19 protein-coding genes are annotated in these 21533 nt (G+C 66.8%); 9 read left to right on the top strand and 10 right to left on the bottom strand.

What is annotated here, in order from left to right; genetic code table 11:
- Window positions 1-29: 29 nt before the first annotated feature.
- Together WKB25_RS17960 and cysK are read right to left on the bottom strand one after the other, a co-directional pair.
- Complete coding sequence (locus WKB25_RS17960) at window positions 30-626, bottom strand: O-acetyl-ADP-ribose deacetylase (protein ID WP_340572093.1); 597 nt, start codon at window positions 624-626, stop codon at window positions 30-32.
- A gap of 321 nt (window positions 627-947) precedes the next feature.
- A complete protein-coding gene (cysK, locus tag WKB25_RS17955) occupies window positions 948-1907 on the bottom strand; it encodes a cysteine synthase A (protein ID WP_340572091.1) in 960 nt (319 codons plus the stop codon).
- Between the two features lie 209 nt (window positions 1908-2116).
- On the opposite strand from cysK, the gene WKB25_RS17950 reads away from it, so the two are divergent.
- The 8 genes from WKB25_RS17950 to WKB25_RS17915 all read left to right on the top strand — a co-directional run bounded on the left by WKB25_RS17950 (window position 2117) and on the right by WKB25_RS17915 (window position 13422).
- A complete protein-coding gene (locus WKB25_RS17950) occupies window positions 2117-3100 on the top strand; it encodes a LysR family transcriptional regulator (RefSeq protein WP_340572089.1) in 984 nt (327 codons plus the stop codon).
- 96 nt (window positions 3101-3196) lie between these two features.
- Complete coding sequence (locus WKB25_RS17945) at window positions 3197-3625, top strand: DUF2946 family protein (RefSeq protein ID WP_340572102.1); 429 nt, start codon at window positions 3197-3199, stop codon at window positions 3623-3625.
- Between the two features lie 72 nt (window positions 3626-3697).
- Window positions 3698-5758 (top strand): TonB-dependent copper receptor, encoded by a 2061-nt coding sequence (locus WKB25_RS17940; RefSeq protein WP_340572087.1) that lies wholly within the window; start codon window positions 3698-3700, stop codon window positions 5756-5758.
- Window positions 5759-6080: 322 nt separating this feature from the next.
- Window positions 6081-7187 (top strand): efflux RND transporter periplasmic adaptor subunit, encoded by a 1107-nt coding sequence (locus WKB25_RS17935; RefSeq protein WP_340572085.1) that lies wholly within the window; start codon window positions 6081-6083, stop codon window positions 7185-7187.
- The gene (locus WKB25_RS17930) at window positions 7184-10309 is read left to right on the top strand and encodes an efflux RND transporter permease subunit (RefSeq protein WP_340572084.1); all 3126 of its coding nucleotides are present in this window, start codon (window positions 7184-7186) and stop codon (window positions 10307-10309) included. The genes WKB25_RS17935 and WKB25_RS17930 overlap by 4 nt, the downstream gene beginning before the upstream one ends.
- Window positions 10302-10898, top strand: a complete 597-nt coding sequence (locus WKB25_RS17925) for a GNAT family protein (RefSeq protein ID WP_340572083.1) — start codon at window positions 10302-10304, stop codon at window positions 10896-10898. Before WKB25_RS17930 ends, WKB25_RS17925 begins: the two co-directional genes overlap by 8 nt.
- 180 nt (window positions 10899-11078) lie before the next feature.
- Window positions 11079-12596: an alanine/glycine:cation symporter family protein gene (locus tag WKB25_RS17920; RefSeq protein ID WP_340572081.1), complete on the top strand. Its 1518-nt coding sequence runs from the start codon at window positions 11079-11081 to the stop codon at window positions 12594-12596.
- Window positions 12589-13422, top strand: a complete 834-nt coding sequence (locus WKB25_RS17915) for a TrmH family RNA methyltransferase (protein WP_340572079.1) — start codon at window positions 12589-12591, stop codon at window positions 13420-13422. Before WKB25_RS17920 ends, WKB25_RS17915 begins: the two co-directional genes overlap by 8 nt.
- A gap of 125 nt (window positions 13423-13547) precedes the next feature.
- Here the strand turns inward: WKB25_RS17915 and WKB25_RS17910 are convergent, their stop codons facing one another.
- From WKB25_RS17910 to WKB25_RS17895, 4 genes are all read right to left on the bottom strand, one after another.
- The gene (locus WKB25_RS17910) at window positions 13548-14969 is read right to left on the bottom strand and encodes a M28 family peptidase (RefSeq protein ID WP_340572077.1); all 1422 of its coding nucleotides are present in this window, start codon (window positions 14967-14969) and stop codon (window positions 13548-13550) included.
- A 252-nt stretch (window positions 14970-15221) separates the two neighbouring features.
- Entirely contained in the window at window positions 15222-15626 is a 405-nt protein-coding gene (gene mscL / locus WKB25_RS17905) for a large-conductance mechanosensitive channel protein MscL (RefSeq protein WP_340572076.1), read from the bottom strand.
- A 56-nt stretch (window positions 15627-15682) separates the two neighbouring features.
- The gene (locus WKB25_RS17900) at window positions 15683-16399 is read right to left on the bottom strand and encodes a fumarylacetoacetate hydrolase family protein (protein ID WP_100553410.1); all 717 of its coding nucleotides are present in this window, start codon (window positions 16397-16399) and stop codon (window positions 15683-15685) included.
- Window positions 16400-16469: 70 nt separating this feature from the next.
- A complete protein-coding gene (locus WKB25_RS17895) occupies window positions 16470-16751 on the bottom strand; it encodes a hypothetical protein (protein ID WP_340572073.1) in 282 nt (93 codons plus the stop codon).
- Between the two features lie 178 nt (window positions 16752-16929).
- Between WKB25_RS17895 and WKB25_RS17890 the strand changes: the two genes are divergently transcribed.
- The gene (locus tag WKB25_RS17890) at window positions 16930-17265 is read left to right on the top strand and encodes a Rieske (2Fe-2S) protein (RefSeq protein WP_340572071.1); all 336 of its coding nucleotides are present in this window, start codon (window positions 16930-16932) and stop codon (window positions 17263-17265) included.
- A 389-nt stretch (window positions 17266-17654) separates the two neighbouring features.
- Here WKB25_RS17890 and WKB25_RS17885 read toward each other — a convergent pair whose 3' ends face one another.
- From WKB25_RS17885 to thiS, 4 genes are all read right to left on the bottom strand, one after another.
- Window positions 17655-19502, bottom strand: coding sequence for an SLC13 family permease (locus WKB25_RS17885; protein ID WP_340572070.1), 1848 nt, complete (start codon window positions 19500-19502; stop codon window positions 17655-17657).
- A gap of 27 nt (window positions 19503-19529) precedes the next feature.
- Window positions 19530-20264, bottom strand: a complete 735-nt coding sequence (trmB, locus tag WKB25_RS17880) for a tRNA (guanosine(46)-N7)-methyltransferase TrmB (protein WP_340572068.1) — start codon at window positions 20262-20264, stop codon at window positions 19530-19532.
- Entirely contained in the window at window positions 20264-21058 is a 795-nt protein-coding gene (locus WKB25_RS17875; protein ID WP_340572067.1) for a thiazole synthase, read from the bottom strand. The genes trmB and WKB25_RS17875 overlap by 1 nt, the downstream gene beginning before the upstream one ends.
- A gap of 95 nt (window positions 21059-21153) precedes the next feature.
- Window positions 21154-21354 carry a sulfur carrier protein ThiS gene (thiS, locus tag WKB25_RS17870; RefSeq protein WP_025874279.1) on the bottom strand — a complete coding sequence of 67 codons (201 nt, stop codon included), beginning with the start codon at window positions 21352-21354 and terminating at the stop codon, window positions 21154-21156.
- Window positions 21355-21533 lie beyond the last annotated feature (179 nt).

Genomic DNA, 21533 nt, shown 5'->3' with positions numbered 1-21533 from the left:
GCCTTTTTCCTTCCACACCCGGTGTTGTTTCAATGCGCCGGCACGAATCCGCTATCGCCCAGTGGCGGCAGCAGCGACCCGCGCCCACTGTCGGCAACCTGGCCTGCGGCCGTCAGCGCCTGCTGGTAGGCCTTGGCGGTCGCCGTGTTGAACGCCACCAGCACGATCCGCATCGGCTGTGCGTGGCTGCGCTGCCAGGCCAATGTTTCGGTGACCGCGATCTGCGCCGCCTGGTACAGCGGATAGCCATACACGCCACAGCTGATGGCCGGGAACGCGATCGACTGCAGGTCCAGCGATTCGGCCAGCTGCAGCGACTTCCAGTAGCAGTTCGCCAGCAGTGCCGGTTCGTCGCGCTGGCCGTCGTGCCAGACCGGGCCCACGGTGTGCAGTACGTGCCGTGCCGGAAGTGCATAGGCATCGGTTGCGCGCACCTCACCGGTGGGGCAGCGCACACCGGGGCGCAGCTCCGGCAGACGCTCGCACTCGGCCAGCAGGCCGGGGCCGGCTGCACGATGGATCGCGCCGTCGACACCGCCGCCACCGAGCAGTGATTCATTGGCCGCGTTGACGATCGCATCCACCGCCAGGGCCGTGATGTCGCCCTGCCACACTTCGATCTTCATGCGTCCGTCTCCTGCCTGTAGTTGTTGCGCGCCGTGCCCACGCTGGCTGCACCCGCATCTTGCGGGACAGGGCATCGATGCTGCGTCATGACCGTCTCACGCACTGCGATCCGCCCTGTTCATGCACGATGGCCGGCAGTGCCTTCACGCAGGCTGAAGCGAGCGCCTTACGCAGGCGAAACGAAAGTTCCTGACGTGGATTGCTTCTTATTTCTTGGGAAAGCGGTCCGCTTGCAACGGCAATGCCCAGTCAGGATTACCCAAATGGAAACGCCCACCGCGAGGGTGGGCGTCATCCTGCTGTCATCGACAACGCGGTGATCAGGGCAGACCGGCCAGCCAGTCGTCGTCGGAACCTTCATTGACGTCGGCGAACAGCGGCGTGGAGAAGTAGCGTTCACCGGTGTCCGGCAACATCGCCAGGATCACCGCGCCCGGTTCAGCGCGATCTGCCACGTCCAGTGCGCTGGCCACGGTGGCACCGGCGGAGATGCCGACGAAGATGCCTTCCTCCGCCGCCAGACGGCGGGCGGTGGCGATCGCGCGGTCGTCTTCCACCGTTACCAGCTCGTCCACCACATTGCGATTGAGCACATCGGGCACGAAGTCCGGGGTCCAGCCCTGGATCTTGTGCGGCTTCCAGTCGTCGCCCTTCAGCAATGCGGCACCTGCCGGTTCGGTGGCGATGATGCGGGTGTCCGGGCGGGCGACCTTCAGTACCTCACCGACGCCGGTCAGCGTGCCGCCGGTGCCCCAGCCGCTGACGAAGTAGTCCAGCCGCTTGCCGGCGAAATCACGCAGGATCTCTGCGGCGGTGGTGTTGCGGTGGTAGGCCGGGTTGGCCGGGTTGGCGAACTGGCTGGCCAGGAACCAGCCGTGCTCCTCGGCCAGTTCGCGCGCCCTGCGCACCATGCCGCTGCCGCGCTCGGCGGCCGGGGTCAGGATGACCTTCGCACCGTAGGCACGCATCAGCTTGCGGCGTTCCACCGAGAAGGTCTCGACCATCGTCGCCACGAACTTGTAACCGCGTGCGGCGGCCACCATCGCCAGGGCGACGCCGGTGTTGCCCGAGGTGGCTTCGACGATGGTGTCGCCCGGCTTGAGCAGGCCACGCCGCTCGGCATCGAGGATGATCGCCAGTGCCAGGCGATCCTTCACCGAACCGCCCGGGTTGAAGGATTCGACCTTGGCATACAAGGTCACCCCCTTCGGTGCCAGCCGCTGCAGCTTGACGATGGGGGTGTTGCCGATGGTGTCGAGGATGGAGTCGTACAGGGCCATGGGAGCGCTCCAGTAACAGGCCGCGCCGGGCCTCGGCGGGCGGAAGGGAAGAAGGCTGGCTGTTCAGGCCAGCGGCTGCCGGCTGACCGTAGCGCCGGCATATGACGCCCGGAAATGACCAGATACCTTTCTTAAACAACCTTTGGTTATAAGCTGGTGACGGCAATTGACCCTAGAGTGGACCTCCGCCCCCACACCGCCCGCCTGCCATGACGCTGACCCAGCTGCGCTACCTGGTTGCCATCGCCGACGCCGAGCTGAACATCACGCTCGCCGCCTCGCGCGTGCATGCCACCCAGCCTGGCCTGTCCAAGCAGCTCAAGCAGCTGGAGGACGAACTGGGCTTCCTGCTGTTCGTGCGCAAGGGGCGCAGCCTGGAGTCGGTCACCCCGGCCGGTACCGAAGTGATCAGCCGCGCCCGCGCAGTGCTGTCCGAAGCCAACAACATCCGCACCTACGCGGCCAACCAGCGTCGCGAGAGCCAGGGCCAGCTGATCCTGACCACCACCCACACCCAGGCGCGCTTCGTGCTGCCGCCGGCGGTGTCGCGCATCAAGCAGGCCTATCCACAGGTCAGTGTGCACCTGCAGCAGGCCGGTGAGGCCGATGCGCTGGACCGGCTGAACCAGGGCGATGCCGATATCGCGATCATCAGCACTGCAGGCAGCGAACCCACCGATGGCATCGCCGTGCCGCTGTTCCGTTGGCGCCGGCTGGTGGTGGTACCCAAGGGCCATCCGCTGGACCGCGCCGGGCGCGCACCGGACCTGGCGGCATTGTCACGCCAGCCGTTGATCAGCTACGAATCCTCGACCCGGCCCAACTCCTCGTTGCAGCGCGCCTTTGCCGCGCAGAGCCTGGTGCCCGATCTGGCGCTGACGGCGCTGGACGCGGACCTGATCAAGACCTATGTGCGTACGGGTCTGGGGGTGGGGCTGCTGGCCGAGATGGCGATCAGCGCCAACGATGAAGACCTGCGGGTATGGCCAGCGCCGGCGCCGATCACCGAGTGCATTGCCTGGGCGGTGCTGCCGCGCGACCGGGTGCTGCGCGATTACGCGTTGGAGCTGGTGCATGTGCTGGCCCCGCAGATCGATCCGCGCGATCTGCGGCGGGTGCTGGATGGCAACCAGGTCGCGTCCTGGCCGGTGCCGCCGACCTGGGAATCGCTGACGCAGACGATCACGGTGTGAGGGATGGTCGAGCAGGGCGCAGCCCTGCCGATAACCCCGTCCTGCGACGGTTCGTCGCACGGCGCCCCCTGGAGGCACCTCTACACTAGCGCGGTGATCCGTACCGTCCAGCTGCATCGAAGCCTGCTCCAGCTCGCCTTCATCGCGACGCTGCTGATGGTGCTCGCGCCGCTGGTCAGCCGCGTGCTGCAGGCGCAGCCGATGGATCATGCGGGCATGGCAGGCATGGACCACGCGGCCATGGGCCACGACATGCGCGGCATGGCCATGGCCGGTCACGCGCACCACGATGCAGATCCGGCTGTGCCCAGCCCGCCCGCCGATCCGCACGCCATGCATGGCGAGGCCTGCGAGTACTGCGTGCTGGCCATGCGCCTGCTGCCGTGGCTGGCAGTGCTGGTGCTGCTGCTGCCACTGCTGTGGCGGCCGACGCTGGTGTTCCCATGGTCACAGCTGCGACTGCCGCTGCTGCATTGGCCGGCACACGCCGCGCGTGGCCCGCCGCTGGTCTCCACCGTCCGCTGATTTCCCTGTCGAATCCGTCGCGCGATGCCTGCAAGGGTGTCGTGCGCGCGTGCGTACCTTGGAGCTGTTTCCATGAAAATGACTTTCCCCGGCGCGGGCGCCCGTGTGCGCCTGCCGTTTGCCCTTGGCGTTGCCTTGACCGCGCCTTTCGCCCATGCCGCGCCCGCTGAAGAAGCGCGGACGCTGGACACGCTGGTGGTCACCGCCGCTGCACCGTCCTCACCCTTGCACTGGGTGACCGATCCGCGCCTGCCGCGGCAGCCGGTGCCGGCCAGCGATGGCGCCGACTACCTGAAGACCGTTCCCGGCTTTTCCGCCATCCGCAATGGCGGCACCAACGGCGACCCGGTGCTGCGTGGCATGTTCGGTTCGCGGCTGAACATCCTCAGCAACGATGGCAATCTGATTGGTGCGTGTCCCTCGCGCATGGACAACCCGTTGTCCTACATCTCGCCGGAGAGCTTTGACCGGCTGACCATCATCAAGGGCCCGCAGAGCGTGCGCTGGGGCGCGGGTGCGTCTGCGGGCACGGTGCGTTTTGAGCGTGATACCCCGCGTTTCGACGAGCCCGGGCTGCGTGCAGATGCCAGCACGCTGGTCGGTTCGCGCAACCGCAACGACCAGGTGTTGGACCTCACTCTGGGCAATCCGACCGGCTATGTGCGTGCCAGCGGCAATCGCTCCGAAGCCGATGACTACAAGGACGGCAACGGTGATGTGGTTCCGTCGAAATGGCGCAAGTGGAATGGCGACGTAGCCGTTGGCTGGACGCCTGACGCCGATACCCTGCTTGAAGTGTCCGCCGGTGCCGGCGATGCGGTCGCGCGCTACGCCGGGCGCGGCATGGACGGTGCCGCGTTCGAGCGCACCAGCTACGCCGCACGCTTCGAGAAGCGCAACCTGCCCGGCGCGTGGGACACGCTGCAGGGCAACGTGTATTACAACGAAGCCGACCACGTGATGGACAACTACACGCTGCGTACGCCCAACCCGCACAGCATGATGCCGATGCCTATGGCCTCGAACGTGGATCGACGAACGCAGGGCGGGCGCATCAGCGCCGAATGGCGCTGGCAGGATGTGCAGCTGGTGGCCGGCGTCGACGGCGAAGACAGCCGGCATCGTGGCCGCATGGGCATGGGCCGCGACACCTACAAACAAGCGGACTGGAACACTGACGCCAACTTCCGCCGCTACGGTGCCTTCACTGAACTGACCCTCGGCGCCGACACCGACCAGCGCTGGATCGGCGGCCTGCGCGTCGATCGTGCCAGCGTGCGCGATGAGCGCGCCGACATCGGCGGCATGATGATCATGCCCACTCCCACCGCCGGCCAGCGGCGCAGGGAGTGGCTGGGCAGTGGTTTCCTGCGCTACGAACAGGATCTCGCCGATGGCCTGACCTGGTATGCCGGGCTGGGACACAGCCAGCGCATGCCCGACTACTGGGAACTGTTCTCGCCCGATCATGGGCCGGCAGGTGCGGTGAACGCATTCGCTGGCATCCAGCCCGAGCGCACCACCCAGCTCGACGTTGGCCTGCAGTACAAGGGCCAACGCGTGCAGGCCTGGGTCTCGGCCTATGCCGGGCAGATCCAGGACTACATCCTGTTCACCTATCGCGGCAGCGGCATGATGGGCATGAGCCAGGCCGACAACGTGCAGGCGCGCATCGCCGGTGCCGAGGCCGGTGTGCAGCTGCAGCTCGACCAGCAGTGGAAGCTGGGTGGCACCCTGGCCTATGCCTGGGGCGAGAACCGCGACCAGCATAGCCCGTTGCCGCAGATGCCGCCGCTGGAAGCGCGCTTGAGTGCGGACTGGGAAGGCCAGCGCTGGAGTGCCGGCGCGCTGGTGCGCGCGGTCACCCATCAGCATCGGGTCGCGGACGGGCAGGGCAACGTGGTCGCGCAGGACCTCGGGCCGAGCAGCGGCTTTGCCACGCTGGCGCTCAATGCGGCTTATCGTTTCAGTTCGCAGCTGCAGCTCAGCGCCGGTGTCGACAACCTGTTCGACCGTGCCTACAGCGAGCATCTGAATCTGGCCGGCAGCGCCGATTTCGGCTTCCCGGCCGACCCGGTGCGCATCAATGAGCCCGGCCGCAGCCTGTGGATGAAGGTGAACTACCGGTATTGAACCGCCGGGCATGGCCCGGCGCTACCCATGCGCTGGGCAAAAGAAAGAAGGCCTGAGTGCAAAGAAAACGGGGTCGGATCCCCGCCAGGTTCCGACCCCGCCCGGCGCCCTCGGCCGGGCATCCCGACTCTACGACGGCGTCGCCGCTCATGGCGCGCCGGGATACATCCCGACATACACCGACACCGTGCTGCGGACCCTTGCATGGAATGGGCGCACGGCGCTATCGCAGCACCACGTTCACGCCAGTAAACGCTTGGCACATACCGCTTTCGCGGGGCCTTGCCTACACTCGGCGGCCGTGTACCACTCAGGATGCTTCATGTTGGCTCGTATCGCTTCGACCCTGGCCCTCGGCCTCAGCCTGGCCGTGATGGCCGGGTGCGCAGGCAAACAGGAGGCCGCCGCGCGTCGGCAGGGCGAAGCCGTGCCGGTCACCGCGCAGGTTGTGCAGGCGATGCAGTGGAACGACACGCTGCAGGCACTGGGTACGGCCAAGGCGCGCGAGTCGATCAGCGTGACCGCCAAGGTGAGCGAGATCGTCGAGCGCGTGCATTTCGAAAGTGGCCAGCAGGTCGCCGCCGGTGCACCCTTGGTGACCCTGCGCGGGCAGGCCCAGGAAGCCGCATTGGTGCAGGCGCAGGCGACCTTCCGCGAAGCCGACCAGCTGTACAAGCGCCAGCGCGAACTGGCGGCACAGCGATTGGTGTCCAGCGCAACCCTGGACACGCAGAAGTCGATCCGCGACGCCGCCGAAGCGCGCGTGGCACAGATGCAGTCGGACATCGGTGATCGTCGTGTGCGCGCGCCCTTCGCCGGCGTCCTCGGCATCCGCCAGATCAGCCCGGGCACGTTGCTGACGCCGACCACGGTGATCGCCACCCTCGACGACGTCGAGCGCATGCATGTCGATTTCCAGGTGCCGGAAGTGGAACTGGCCGCGCTGACCATCGGCGACAAGGTACAGGCCACCAGCGTGGCTTGGCCGGGCCGCACCTTCGAGGGCGAGGTCAGCACTATCGATGCACGCATCGACCCGGCTACCCGCGCGGTGACCGTGCGGGCCGACTTCGCCAATGGCGACCACGCGCTGCGGCCGGGCATGCTGCTCGACGTGCGCCTGTTCCATCCTGATCGACCGGCACTGGTGGTGCCGGAAATCGCCGTGGTACAGGTCGGTCGCGATAGTTTCATGTACCGCATCAAGGCCGATGACACCGTCGAACGCGTGGACGTGGTCACCGGCGCGCGTCGCGCTGGCGTGGTGGAGATCAAGCAGGGCCTGCAGGCAGGCCAGCGCATCGTGGTGGACGGTACCGGCAAGCTGCGGGCAGGCCTGAAGGTGGCGGCCACCGACGCCGCGCTCGCCAGTGGCGCGAAGCCGGCCCCCGCCGAAGCACCTGCAGCTGCCGAGGGTCACGGCGGATGAAGCTGTCTGACATATCCATCCAGCGGCCGGTGTTTGCCGTGGTGATGAGCCTGCTGTTGCTGGTGCTGGGCGTGATGTCCTTCACCCGCTTGACCCTGCGCGAACTGCCGGCCATCGACCCGCCGATCGTTTCGGTGTCGGTGGACTACACCGGCGCCTCGGCAGCCGTCATCGAAAGCCGCATCACCCAAGTGCTGGAAGACGCGCTGGCCGGCATCGAAGGCATCGATACGATCAACGCACGCAGCACCAACGGCCGTTCGCAGGTCAGCATCGAATTCACCTCCAATCGTGACATCGAAGCGGCGGCCAACGACGTGCGCGATGCGGTCAGTCGCGTGGCCGACCGCATGCCCGAAGAGGCACGGCCACCGGAGATCGCCAAGGTCGAGAGCGATGCCGATCCGATCATCTGGTTCAACATGGTGTCTTCGACCATGGATACGCTGGAACTGAGCGACTACGCCGACCGCTACGTGGTCGATCGCTTTTCCAGCCTCGATGGCGTGGCCCAGGTCCGCATCGGTGGCCGCCAGCGCTATGCGATGCGCATCTGGCTGGACCGCGACCAGCTGGCCGCACGTGGCCTGACCACCGGCGACATCGAAACCGCGCTGCGCAACGAGAACGTGGAACTGCCGGCCGGTCGCATCGAATCCACCGACCGCGATTTCACCCTGCGCGTGGAGCGCAACTACATCAAGCCCGAAGACTTCGCGACCATCCCGCTGGGCAAGGGAAGTGACGGCTACGTGGTGCGCATGGGCGATGTGGCGAAGATCGAGCTGGCCTCGGCCGAGCGTCGCGCCTACTACCGCAGCAACGGCGAGCCCGGCATCGGCCTGGGCATCGTCAAGACCTCCACGGCCAATTCGCTGGACGTGGCGCGCACCGCGCGCGCCGAGGCCGAACGTGTCGCGCTGACCCTGCCCAAGGGCACGCAGATCTTCGTTGCCTTCGACAACACCACCTTCATCGAGGCCGCCGTCGACCGCGTGTACGCGACGTTGGTGGAGGCGATGATCCTGGTGCTGGCGGTGATCTGGCTGTTCCTCGGCAGTTTCCGCGCGGCGTTGATTCCCGCAGTGACGGTGCCGGTGTGCCTGGTGGCAGCGTTCATCGCGCTGTACGCGTTCGACTTCTCCATCAACCTGCTGACCCTGCTCGCGCTGGTGCTGTGCATCGGCCTGGTGGTGGATGACGCGATCGTGGTGGTGGAGAACGTGCAGCGCCGCATCGACCTGGGCGAGCCACCGCTGGTGGCGTCCAAGCGCGGCACGGCGCAGGTCGCCTTCGCGGTGATCGCCACCACCGCCGTGCTGGTGGCGGTATTCCTGCCGGTCGGTTTCCTGGAAGGCAACACCGGGCGCCTGTTCCGTGAACTGGCGGTGGCCCTGGCCGCAGCGGTCGCGCTGTCAGCGTTCGTCGCGCTGACGCTGACCCCGATGATGGCCTCCAAGCTGCTCAAGCCGCATACCGGGCAGGCACCGCGCGGGCTGCACGGTTTCATCAACCGCAATCTGGAACGCCTGGCCGGCGCATACGGTCGCGTGCTCGATCATCATGTGGATCGCACCTGGGTCTATCTGCTGGTGATGGTCGCTGCGCTGGCGGCCAGCTGGCTGCTGATCAAGCTGCTGCCATCGGAATTGGCCCCGGCCGAAGACCGCGGTTCGTTCCAGATCATGATCGATGGCCCGGAAGGCGCCGGTTACGACTACACCGTGCAGCAGGTGCAGCAGGTGGAAGCGCTGCTGGCACCGCATGTGGGCGCGGACAAGCCGATCGTGCGCGCCAACCCGCGCGTGCCCGGTGGCTGGGGCGCGAGCGAGGAGATGCACACCGGCCGTGTCAGTGTATTCCTGCAGCCGTGGCGCCAGCGCAGCGAAGGTACGCCGGAAGTGGCCAACGCACTGCAGAAGGAACTGGACACCATCCGTGGCGTGCGCGTGCGTACCCAGGTCGGTGGCGGCCTGGTGCGCAGTGGCGGGCAGCCGTTCCAGATCGTGCTGGGTGGCCCGGAATACGCCGAGATCGCGCAGTGGCGCGACCGCATCCTGCTGCGCATGGCCGACAACCCCGGCCTGGTCGGCCCGGACTCGGACTATAAGGAAACCCGTCCGCAGATGCGGGTGAACATCGACCGCCAGCGTGCGGCCGACCTCGGCGTGCCGGTCACCGCGATCGGTTCGGCGCTGGAAACGATGATGGGCTCGCGCCGCGTCACCACCTTCGTCGACAACGGCGAGGAGTACGACGTGCTGGTCCAGGCCGGTCGCGATGGGCGCGCCAGCCCCGCCGACCTCGCCGCGATCCGTGTGCGTGCCACCTCCGGCGAACTGGTGCCGTTGTCCAACCTGGTCACGCTGAGCGAAGTGGCCGAAGCGGGCACCTTGAACCGCTTCAACCGCCTGCGCTCGATCACCATCAGCGCCGGTCTGGCACCCGGCTACCCGCTGGGCGAGGCCATCGCCTGGGCGCAGCAGGTGACCCGCGAAGAGCTGCCGCAGTACGCGCAGGTGAACTGGAAGGGCGAATCGCGCGAGTACCAGAGCGCGGGTGGCGCGGTGCTGCTGACCTTCGCCATGGCCCTGCTGGTGGTGTATCTGGTGCTGGCCGCACAGTTCGAGAGCTTCATCCACCCGCTGACGATCATGCTGACCGTGCCGCTGGGCGTGCTCGGTGCGCTGGTTGGCCTGTGGCTGAGTGGGGGGACGGTGAACCTGTTCAGCCAGATCGGCATCGTCATGCTGGTGGGACTGGCGGCCAAGAACGGCATCCTGATCGTCGAATTCGCCAACCAGCTGCGCGATGACGGGCGAACCGTGCGCGAAGCGATCATCGAATCGGCGATGGTGCGCCTGCGTCCGATCCTGATGACCTCGATCGCCACCGTGGTCGGCGCCATCCCGCTGGTGGTGGCCGGTGGCCCGGGTTCGGCCAGCCGTGGCACCATCGGCATCGTGATCATCTTCGGCGTCACCCTGTCCACCTTCCTGTCGCTGTTCGTGGTGCCGGCGTTCTACGCGCGGCTGGCCCCGTATACCCGCTCGCCAGAGGCCGTGAAGCGCGAGCTGGAGAAGCAGGAGGCCGACTCGCCGTCGGTGGGTGGTCATGCCTGACCATCGCGCCGACGGGGTCGCCGAAGGGGGTGGATCCCTTTCCCAAAGGGAAAGGGCTCTGACCCCGCGCTTGCAAGGCAACGGATTCGTCCTGCGCCCCTGGCGTCCTGACGACCTCGAATCCCTGCTGCGCCACGCCAACGACGCGGACGTCTCGCGTGGACTGCGTGACCGCTTCCCCTATCCGTACACCCGCGAGGATGGCGAAGCGTTCCTGGGCGGGCGCGTGCTGGCCCCCGGCACCCTCAACTTGGCCATCGAGATCGACGGCCAGGCCTGCGGCAGCGTCGGCGCCCAGCAAGGCGTGGCCGAGCGCGGGCATACCGCTGAACTGGGCTACTGGCTCGGCCAGGCCCATTGGGGGCGGGGCCTGATGACCGCTGTGGTCGGTCTGTTCGCGCCCTGGGTGATGGACGAGCTTGGCCTGTTCAGGCTGCAGGCCACGGTGGTCGACTTCAACCTGGGCTCGGCCCGGGTGCTGGAAAAGAACGGTTTCCAGGAAGAGGGCGTGGAGCGCTGCGCCGTTTACAAGCGCGGCGTCCTGCATGACCTGCGCCGATTCGCCCGGGTGCGCACGCAGCTGCCCTGAACACGCGGGCTGGCCGCTGTAGAGCCGAGCCCATGCTCGGCTTGGGCCCCTGACGGCAGCCGAGCATGGGCTCGGCTCTACAAAACAGCGCTATCGCAGCGACCGTCGATCAGGGAGAATCGACCGGTCCCTTCCAGCCGACGGGACGTCCTCACAACCCGCCGACTGGAGAGAGCGCGCGTGGAAGCTACCGTACATTTCATCAACAGCATCATCTGGAGCAAGGCGCTGATCTTCATGTGCCTGGCCGCCGGCCTGTTCTTCAGCCTGCGCACCCGCTTCATGCAGATCCGTGGTTTCGTCGAGATGTGCCGCCTCACCGTGTCCGGTGAGAAATCCGACGCCGGCGTGTCCTCGTTCCAGGCCCTGGCCATGTCGATGGCCGGCCGCATGGGCATCGGCAACATCGCCGGCGTGGCCACCGCCATCGCCTTCGGCGGCCCCGGCGCGATCTTCTGGATGTGGGTGATGGGCTTCCTCGGCGCATCCACTTCGTACGTGGAATGCACCCTGGCGCAGATCTACAAGACCAAGGATGCCGAAGGCCGCTACCGCGGTGGCCCGGCCTACTACATCGAAAAGGCGATGGGCCTGAAGTGGTATGCCATGGCCTTCGCCATCGCCACGATCATCGCCGCCGGCTTCCTGATGCCAGGGGTGCAGGCCAACGCCATCGCCGACAGCATCATCAACGCCTGCCGCGGCACTGCGCTGTGCGGTCCGCTCGATGGCCAGTCCTTCGGCATGGAATCGGTGCAGGCGCTGAAGCTGGGCATCGGCATCGTTGTCGCGCTGCTGCTGGGCGTGGTGATCTTCGGCGGCGTCAAGCGCATCGCCAATTTCGCCGAAGTGGTGGTGCCGTTCATGGCGGCTGGCTTCATCCTGACCGCCATCGTCATCATGATCATCAACTACGACCGCGTGCCGGAAATGTTCGGCATCATCTTCAAGAGCGCCTTCGGTACCCACGCCGCGTTCGGCGCGATGATGGGCCTGGCGGTGGAATGGGGCATCAAGCGCGGCATCTACGCCAACGAGGCCGGGCAGGGCTCGGGTCCGCACGCTGCGGCGGCCTCCGAGGTCTCGCACCCGGCCAAACAGGGTTACGTGCAGGCCTTCGCCATCTACTTCGACACCATGATGGTGTGCACCGCCACCGCCTTCCTGATCCTGGCCAGCGGCACCTACAACGTGTACTCGCCGGTGGCCGGTGCCGAGCCGATCTTCCAGGGCCTGGCCGGCATTCCCGAAGGTGCGGGCTACGCGCAGGCAGGTGTGGAAGCGGTGCTGCCGGGCTGGGGCTCGGCGTTCGTGTCGGTGGCGATCTTCTTCTTCGCCTTCACCACGATCATGGCCTATTACTACATGGCCGAAACCAACCTGACCTACGTCAACCACAACAGGAAGCGGCCGCTCACCGTGCTGCTGCTGCGCCTGGGCATCATCGGCATGGTGGTGTTCGGTGCCTTCCACAACGCCACCCTGGCCTGGGCGCTGGGGGACATCGGTGTAGGCCTGATGGCCTGGCTGAACATCATCGCCATCCTCATCGTGCAGAAGCCGGCGATGCTGGCCCTGCGCGATTACGAACGACAGAAGAAGCTCGGCCTCGATCCGATCTTCGACCCCGATGCCCTGGGCATCAAGAACGCCGATTTCTGGCGTCAACGCAAGCTGGAGTTGTCCCGTAGTGAATGATCCTTGGAAGAATGCCCGCCGCCCGTCGTCGCGACCGCCGCGGGCCACCCCGCTGCCACCGCGTGAGGGCGGCACCCCGCCGCCACCGGGGCGTGGCAACGACGAACTGCGCCTGTATGGCTGGAACGCGGTGCAGGCCCTGTTCGCCAAGCGTCCGCAGGCGCTGCGCAAGTTGTACCTGGTGGAATCGCTGATTCCGCGCATGCAGCCGGTGCTGAAGTGGTGCGTGGCCAACCGCGTCGGCTATCGCGTGGTGGAAGAGGGCGACCTCAACAAGCTGGCCGCCACCACCCATCACGAAGGCCTGGTGGCCGACGTGCTGCGCGCGCCGGTGGTGCCGCTGGCGCAGTGGCTGGCCGAACTGGGCGAAGGCCCGGCGCTGGCACTGTGGCTGGATGGCGTCGGCAATCCGCACAACTTCGGTGCGATCCTGCGCTCTGCCGCGCACTTCGGCGCCAAGGCGCTGCTGCTGCCGGCCAGCAGTACGCTGGCGTTGTCCGGCGCGGCCGCACGCGTGGCCGAGGGCGGCGCAGAGTCGGTGCCGCTGGTGCAGTTGCCTGAGGATGCAGAAGCGATGGCGCAGCTGCGCGCGGCCGGTTTCGGCCTCGCCGCGACCCTGGTCGAGGGTGGCGATGACGTGTTCCGCGCGTCGTTGCCGGCCCGCCTGGTCTACGTGATGGGCGCGGAAAGCGAAGGCATGGATCGCGGCCTGGCCAGCCGGTGCGATCAGCAGCTGTCGATTCCCGGCAGTGGCGCGGTTGAAAGCCTGAATGTCGCTTCCGCCACGGCCGTGTTGCTGGCGCAGTGGGTCAGCCAGCGCGGCTGAGCCTCTGACCGGGGTCAGATCACTCGCCACGGTGAGGGCTCTGACCCCATAGGGTTGCCGATGCAGAATCTGCCGTGGTGGGTGCGAACCTTGGTTCGCACCGCTCCTGTCGCGGCGTTACCGCATCACTCGTTCGGCGGCGTGGTCGCCTTCGCTTCACTGCCGAAACTGCCATCGGCCTCGGCCGCCAGATAGGCAAACACGGTGTAGGCCGCCACGTTCTGCGCCAGCGCCTTCGGGTCGATCTTGTCGAGCGTGTCGTCGGCGGTGTGGTGCAGGTGGAAGTAGTCCGAGCCATCCTGCGCCAGCCACGCCCAAGCACCGCCCTTGGCCGCCAGCGGGCCGACGTCCGGGCCCGGGCCGCCCTTGTCGGCCTGGTACTCGATGCCCAGCGGCTTCATCACCTCGGCAATCTGCTTGGTCGCCTCACGCGAACCTTCCGGGTTCGGCGAACCGGTGTTGAAGGCGTAGATGCGGCCGGCGCCGAAGTCGCTCTCAGCGGCCAGCTGGTGCAGGGCCACGTCCTTGGCATGCGCCTCGGCGTAGGCCTTGCCGCCGTACAGACCCTGTTCTTCGTTGGCGAAGGCGATCACGCGGATGGTGCGTTTCGGGGCCTGCTTGAGCTGGCCGATCAGATGGCCGGCGGCCATGGTGATGCCCACGCCCGCGCCGTCATCGACCGCGCCGGTGCCCAGGTCCCACGAGTCCAAGTGTCCACCGATCACCACCACTTCCTTCGGCAGCGTGCGGCCGGTGATCTCACCGATCACGTTGTACGAGGTCGCCGTGCCATCCCAGCCGCAGTCCAGCGCCACCTTCACCGTGGTTGCGCCACGGGCAAGCAGGCGTGCCAGCTGGTCGGCGTCGGGCACCGACAGCGCCGCCGACGGTACCGGGGTCAGGCCATCATCGAAGCGGGTGATGCCGGTGTGCGGCACGCGGTGCGAATCGGTGCCGGCCGAGCGCATCAGGAAGCCGATCGCGCCCTTGCGGATCGCCTCGGACGGGCCCTTGCTGCGGATCGCGCCGCCACGGCCATAGTCGCGGCCATCGCGGAACGGCAGCATCTGGTAATCGACGAAGGCGATCTTGCCCTTCAGCGAACCGGCCGGTGCGGCCTGCAGTGCGGCCAGATCGGCGAAGCGCACCACCTCGGCTTCCACCGTGCCGCCCGGGCTGCCACCCAGCGCAGTGATCTGCAGCGGCTGAGGGTTCCTGCCGGTCACGGCAGCGTGTTCACTACGGCGCTCCCACTTCGGGAAGGTCACCGATTCCTTCCATACCTTGTCAAAGCCCAGAGCCTTGAACTTGGCTTCGGCCCAGGCCACGGCACGGGCGTCGGCTTCGCTGCCGGCGATGCGAGGGCCGATCTCGGTGGTCAACGATTCGACCACCTTCCAGCCGGTGTCATCGGCCAGCGCCTGGTCGCGCAGCTGTGCGGCGGTAGCCAGCGAGGTGGGCGGCAGTGTGGTGGCATGCGGCGCCGCGAAGGCTGGCGCGGCCAGCAGGGCGAGGGAGGATGCGATGGCAAGGACGCGGCGACGCATGGACAGCTCCGGGAAGGGTGTAAGCCTTGGAGCTTAACAGTCGTTCAGCGCCGCGCATGGGCGGGAGGTCATGGCCGCTGCGGATGCTGTTTTCCGCCAGATGCAGCAAAGCGAAAGCCCCGCCGGGGCGGGGCTTTCGTGTGCCATGTAGAGCCGAGCCCATGCTCGGCTGCCGTTTCCAGATCAGCCGAGCGTGGGCTCGGCTCTACAGGCGGCGGGTGCGCCAACGGCGCCCGACACCTTATTACTTCATTACTTCTTCAGGCTGTCGCGGATCTCGCGCAGCAGCACCACTTCCTCGGCCGGCGCTGCCGGTGCCGCTTCCTGCTTGCGCGACAGGCGGTTGATCACCTTGATCACCAGGAAGATGGCGAAGGCCACGATCACGAACTGGATCAGCGTGTTGATGAAATCACCGTAGCCGATCACCACCGCCGGGATCTCCTTGCCATCGGCACCGATGCTGGCCGGCGACAGCGTCCATGCAAGCTGCGAGAAATCCACCCGGCCGATCAGATAGCCCAGCGGTGGCATGATGATCTTCTCCACCAGCGCGGTGACGATCTTGCCGAAGGCCGCGCCGATCACCACGCCGACGGCGAGGTCGATGACGTTGCCGCGCATCGCGAATTCCTTGAACTCGGTGAGCATTCCCATTGTTGTTTTTCTCCTGAGGGCGAGGGGGGACAGCGCGCAGGGTAGCGCAGGTGATGTCAGCCGGCGATCACGCCGTGGCGCTCGGCCACGTTCTCAAGGCGTGCGCTGAAACGGTCGCCGGGCTTCAGCGCGGCCACGCCGGACGGCGTACCCATGAACACCAGGTCGCCGGCACGCAGCTGCCACAGCTTGGACAGCTCGTGCAGGATCTCCGGCACGTTCCAGATCATCTGGTCGAGCAGGGACTGCTGGCGCACTTCGCCATTGATCTCCAACGACAGATTGAGCGCGGCCAGATCGCCCACTTCACCGGCATGCACGATCTCACTGATCGGCGCGGAGGCATCGAAACCCTTGGCCGAATCCCACGGATGGCCCTTCTCCTTGGCGGCGGCCTGCAGGTCGCGGCGGGTCAGGTCCAGGCCCACGGCATAGCCGTAGACCAGGGCCTCGGCATCGGCCACGGCCAGCTCGCCGGCGGGCGCGTCACGGCCAATCGCCACCACCAGTTCTACCTCATGGTGCAGGTTGCTGGTGGCGGGCGGGTAGGGGATCACATCGTCGTGGCCGACCACGATGGCGTCGGCCGGCTTGGTGAAGAACATCGGGCGGCCGCGATCGTCTGCTGCAGGCACGGCAGCACCCATCTCACGCGCATGGTCGGCGAAGTTGCGGCCGACACAGTAAATGCGGTGCACGGGAAAACTGCCGCCACCCACGACCGGTACACGCGGCGTGGCTGCAGCAGGGATCACATCGGAGACATCGGACATGCGGGCATCCAGGAAGGGAGTGCCCGCAGTCTAGAACGCAGCAAGGCCCGCCGTCAGCGGGCAGGGTCGATCAGCGCGAGGCCGGCAGCGCCGACTTGCGCACCACGTGGTACTCACCCTCGACCACATTCGGGTCGACCGGGCGGTTCGGGCCGGGCTTGCGCGAAGCCAGCAGCTTCCACGCCAGGCCCACCAGGATCATGGCTGCACCGACGAATACGCCGATGAACACCATCGCGGCCAGGATCGCCAGGCCGAGCAGGCCAACGGCAATGCGCACCAGCGGATGGCGCGGCTTGCGCGGGGCAAACAGGGTGCGGAACTGGTTGAAGGCGAAATCGCGATTGAACATGGTGGCTCGATAGGCTGGAAATCAGCGAGCCATGAGTATCGGCAGCTGCCACTGTCATTGAGTGAAAAACTCGTTAAATATAGCCTTGGCTTATTACGGATCAATGACTTGTGTTCATGTCGCAGCTAGCCACATGATCAGGCATGCGACAATGCGCCACCCCGTCCGAGCCTTCGCCATGACTGCCGCTGTCGCCCTGATCACCCTTGATGCCATTGCCGATGGCGCGTTTGCCGAGGTTGAAGCGGTGGTCGATGGCGATGCCGAATCGCTGCTGCTGTACCGCGACGGTGGGCAGGTGCGCGCGTTCCTGAACATCTGCCCGCACGCGGGCCGCCGCCTGGACTGGGCACCCGGCCAGTTCCTGAAGAGCCGCGAAGGCCACCTGGTCTGCGCCGCCCACGGCGCCTCGTTCGCGCTGGACAGCGGCGACTGCATCGCCGGCCCCTGCAAGGGTGACCACCTGCGCGCCGTGCCGGTGGACGTGCGCGATGGGCAGGTCTACCTGGCCTGATGCATCGGTGTGCGGACCAACCGTCCGCACCCACCCAGTTCAGAACCCACCAGGTTCAGAACCCACCACATCAGCAAAACATCCAGGAATCCATCCACGCATGGCGTGGATCTACCGTGTCGACCAAGGTCGACACCTACCAACAGCAGCACAGAACGCCGTTCCGACAGCGCGCGGAAATCTGTCGAAGGCGGGGTGGGTCCGGTTGCGGGGGTGTCCGCGGCATGGATGCCGCGGCCAAGCCCCCACGGACGGGTTTACGGCGTCCCCCGCAACCGGACCCACCCCGCGATCCCACGGATAGCAGGCTGTTGCTGTTGCTCCGGCCGTTGCCGTTGCCGTTGCCTCTGCAGGTGCAGGGCGCGGCCCTGCCAACAAACCCCCACCCCTCAGAACATCAGGTTGATCATCACCACCACCACGCAGGTATAGATCAGCGACAGCGGTCCGCCGACCCGCCACATCTCGCGCGGGGTGTAGTTGGCCGGGCCGGTGATCATCGAAATCACCGGGTTCGACGCGGTCATCAGATTGTTGGACGCCGACAGCGCCACGATCAGCGCGAACGCGGTCGGGTTGCCTCCTGCTGCCAGCGCCAAGTTCACCGCGATCGGCACCATCACGATGGTCGCACCCACATGGCTGATCACCAGCGAGAACACCGTGGTCAGCAGCGCCAGCGCCAGCTCCAGCACCCAGATCGGAATGCCGGTGGGCAGCTTGTCGATGGTATGGCCGGCCACCCACGCCGCGGCGCCGCTGGAATCCATCGCCCAGCCGAGCGGAATCAGCCCGGCCATCATGAATACCGTCTTCCAGTTGATCGAGGCATAGGCCTCGTCCATGCGCAGCACGCCGGTCAGCAGCATGCCGGCCACGCCGGTCATCAAGGTCAGCGCCACCGGCAGCTTGCTGGTCAGCGCGATCAGGATGGTCAGGGCGAAGATCGCCATGGCGATCTTGAACTTGTGCGGGCGCTGTTCGCCAGTGGGGTAATCGGTCACCACCACGAAGTCGCGGCTCTTGGCGGCCTGCGCCAGGTCGGTCCAGATGCTGTGGAAGACCAGCATGTCGCCGGCGCGCAGCTGCACGTCGCGCACATCCTCGCGGATCACCTGCTTGTCGCGGTTGATCGCCAGCAGGCTGATGCCGCGTTCCTTGCGCAGGCGCAGCTCGCCTGCAGTCTTGCCGATGACGCCGGAGGTCGGCGGCACCACCGCCTCGGAAATGCCGGCGCGGCTGGGATTGAACAGGTCACCCAGGTGTTTCAGGCGCGAGGACATGCGCAGGAACTGGTTCTGCGCGAAGTCGTGGATCTGTTCGCGCGGGCCCATTGCCCCCAGCACGCTGCCCACCCAGATACGCATTTCCGCTGGCGGCGCCAGGCGGGTGTCGTTACCGGTCTTCAGCGCCAGCAGCAGCGGTGAATCGTGCAGATTCTCCGCTTCGCCCAGGGTCATGCCGACCAGCGGACTCTCGGCGGTGACCACCAGCTCGAACACATCCCCTTCGATGCCGTAGGTCTTGGCGAAGTAGCTCTCGGTGCGGGCCGGCGTGGTGCCGTCGTTGACCAGGCTTTCCTCTTCCACCAGCTTGCGGTCGCCGTAATAGCGGAAATACAGCAGCGAGGCGATCAGCAGGGCGATGCCGATCGGCAGTGGCGCGAACATGCGCAGCGGCTCGATGGTGGCCAGGCCGGAAGGCAGGTTGTTGTTGGCCGAGGCCAGCAGATCGTTCAGCAGGATCAGCGGCGAGTTGCCGACCATGGTCAGCGCGCCACCCATCACGATCGCCGCCGAAATCGGCAGCAGCAGGCGCTGCATGGTCAGCCCGGTGCGCGCAGCCAGGCGCGAGGCAACCGGCAGGTACAGCGCCATCACCGATGGGTTCTGCATGAAGGACGAGTTCAGGCCGGCGATGGCCGTGGTCATCATCAGCAGCCGCTGCTCCACACCATGGCCGCGCCGCAGCAGCCAGGCCGCAAGGCGGTTCAGCGCACCGGTGCGGTCCAGGCCGGCGCCGAGGATGGTGGTGGCGATGATGCTCATCACCGCGTTGCCGGAGAAACCGCCGAAGATCTCCTCCGGCGCGATCAGGCCGGTCACGCCCAGCACCACCAGCACCACCAGCGCGACCACGTCGGCGCGGATGCGCTCGAACAGGAACATCGCCATTGTGAAGCCGACCAGCCCGAGCACGAGCTTCATGTCAGTGGTCAGCGTCAGCGCGGTATCCATGTGGGGCGCGGCGTCCTCAGGCGTTCATCAGGTGCGGTCGTACAACAGGTCCCAGACACCATGGCCGAGCTTCTGGCCGCGGGTCTCGAAGTGGGTCTGCGGGCGCCAGTCCGGGCGCGGCACGCTGCCACGCGGGCCGGCGCGATTGACCAGGCCGGGGGTGGCATCCAGCACGTCCCACATCTGCTCGGCGTAATCCTCCCAGTCGGTGGCGCAGTGCAGACGGCCACCGGAGCGCAGCTTGCGCACCAGCAGCTCGGCAAAGCCCGGCTGGATCAGGCGACGCTTGTTGTGGCGCTTCTTGTGCCACGGGTCGGGGAAATAGATGCGCACTTCGTCCAGCGCGCCATCGGCGATTTCCTTCTCCAGTACTTCCACCGCGTCGTGGTGGTACAGGCGCACGTGGTCGGCGTTGTCCTCGGCCAGCGCGTTCAGCAGGCGGCCGACGCCCGGCGCGTGCACTTCCAGGCCGATGTAGTCGCGGCTCGGGTCGTGCTGCGCGGCAAAGCGCAGCGCGGCACCGTTGCCGAAGCCGATTTCCAGCACCTTGCGTGCATCGCGGCCGAAGGTGGCATCCAGATCACGCGGTTCACCGCTGAAATTCAGGCCGAAACGCGGCCAGCGCTCGTCGAACGCGCGCTGCTGGGCAGGGGTGAAACGGCCTTGCCGCAGCACGAAGCTGCGCACTTCACGGCGGCCTTCGTTGACCGTGAACGGCTTGGGCGGCGCCTTCGAACCGGCACTGTCGAATGGATTGGTCATCAGCCGATCAACCCATCGATCGGCGAGGACGCACTGGCGTAGCGCTTGCGCGGAATGCGGCCGGCCAGGAACGCCTCGCGGCCTGCTTCCACGGCCTTGCGCATCGCGCTGGCCATCAGCACCGGGTGGCGCGCACCGGCGATGGCGGTGTTCATCAGCACGCCGTCGCAGCCCAGCTCCATCGCGATCGCCGCATCAGAAGCGGTGCCCACGCCAGCGTCGACGATGATCGGCACCGTGGCGTCTTCGATGATCTGCAGCAGGTTGTACTTGTTCTGGATGCCCAGGCCCGAGCCGATCGGCGCGGCCAGCGGCATCACCGCAGCGCAGCCGATTTCCTCCAGGCGCTTGGCCAGGATCGGGTCGTCGGAGGTATAGACCATCACCTCGAAACCGTCCTTGACCAGCTGTTCGGCGGCCTTGAGGGTCTGCACCACGTCCGGGTACAGCGACTTCTGGTCGCCCAGTACTTCCAGCTTGGTCAGATTGTGGCCGTCCAGCAGTTCGCGGGCCAGGCGGCAGGTGCGCACGGCATCCTCGGCGGTGTAGCAGCCGGCGGTATTGGGCAGGATGGTGTAACGGTCCGGCGGCAGCACGTCGAGCAGGTTCGGTTCACCCGGGTTCTGCCCGATGTTGGTGCGGCGGATGGCCACGGTGACGATCCGGGCGCCTGCGGCCTCGGTGGCCAGGCGGGTTTCTTCCAGATCCTTGAACTTGCCGGTGCCGGTGAGCAGCCGCGAGCTGTAGGTCTTGCCGGCGATCACCAGCGAATCGGGGGAGACATGAGCGTTCATGACGCGATTATCGCTTATCCGCCTGAAGATGGGGTCGTCGCAGAAGCTGGGGGCGGATCCCTTTGCCACAGGCAAAGGGCCCTGACCCCGCTTTCTCAACCACCGCCCAGCGCATGCACGATCTCCACCACATCGCCCTCGGCCAGTACATGCTCGGCATGACGGCTGCGGCTGACGATCTCGCCGTTCACCTCCACCGCCACCCGACGTTGCAGCAACTGCTCGGCTGCAAGCAGGTCCAGGAGGGTCGCCGAAGCGGGCAGGGTGCGGGGTTCGCCATTGAGCTGGATGTTCATGCGGCCATTGTCGCTGATCGCCGGTTCGCATCGGAACCGTTGCAAGTTGTGCGCGACGCCCGCACCGGCAAAGCCCGCCAAGCCTGGCTCGGGCGACAATCCATGCGGCGGCGCAGCGTGAGCAATTGGCGGCGCAGTGGAACCATTCACCGTGCGCCGGCGTACGTGCGTCGGAACCT

This window comes from Stenotrophomonas sp. G106K1 (genome assembly GCF_037969685.1).
In the GTDB taxonomy this organism is placed as follows: domain Bacteria; phylum Pseudomonadota; class Gammaproteobacteria; order Xanthomonadales; family Xanthomonadaceae; genus Stenotrophomonas; species Stenotrophomonas lactitubi.
This window is presented reverse-complemented; position numbering and strand designations above follow the sequence as displayed.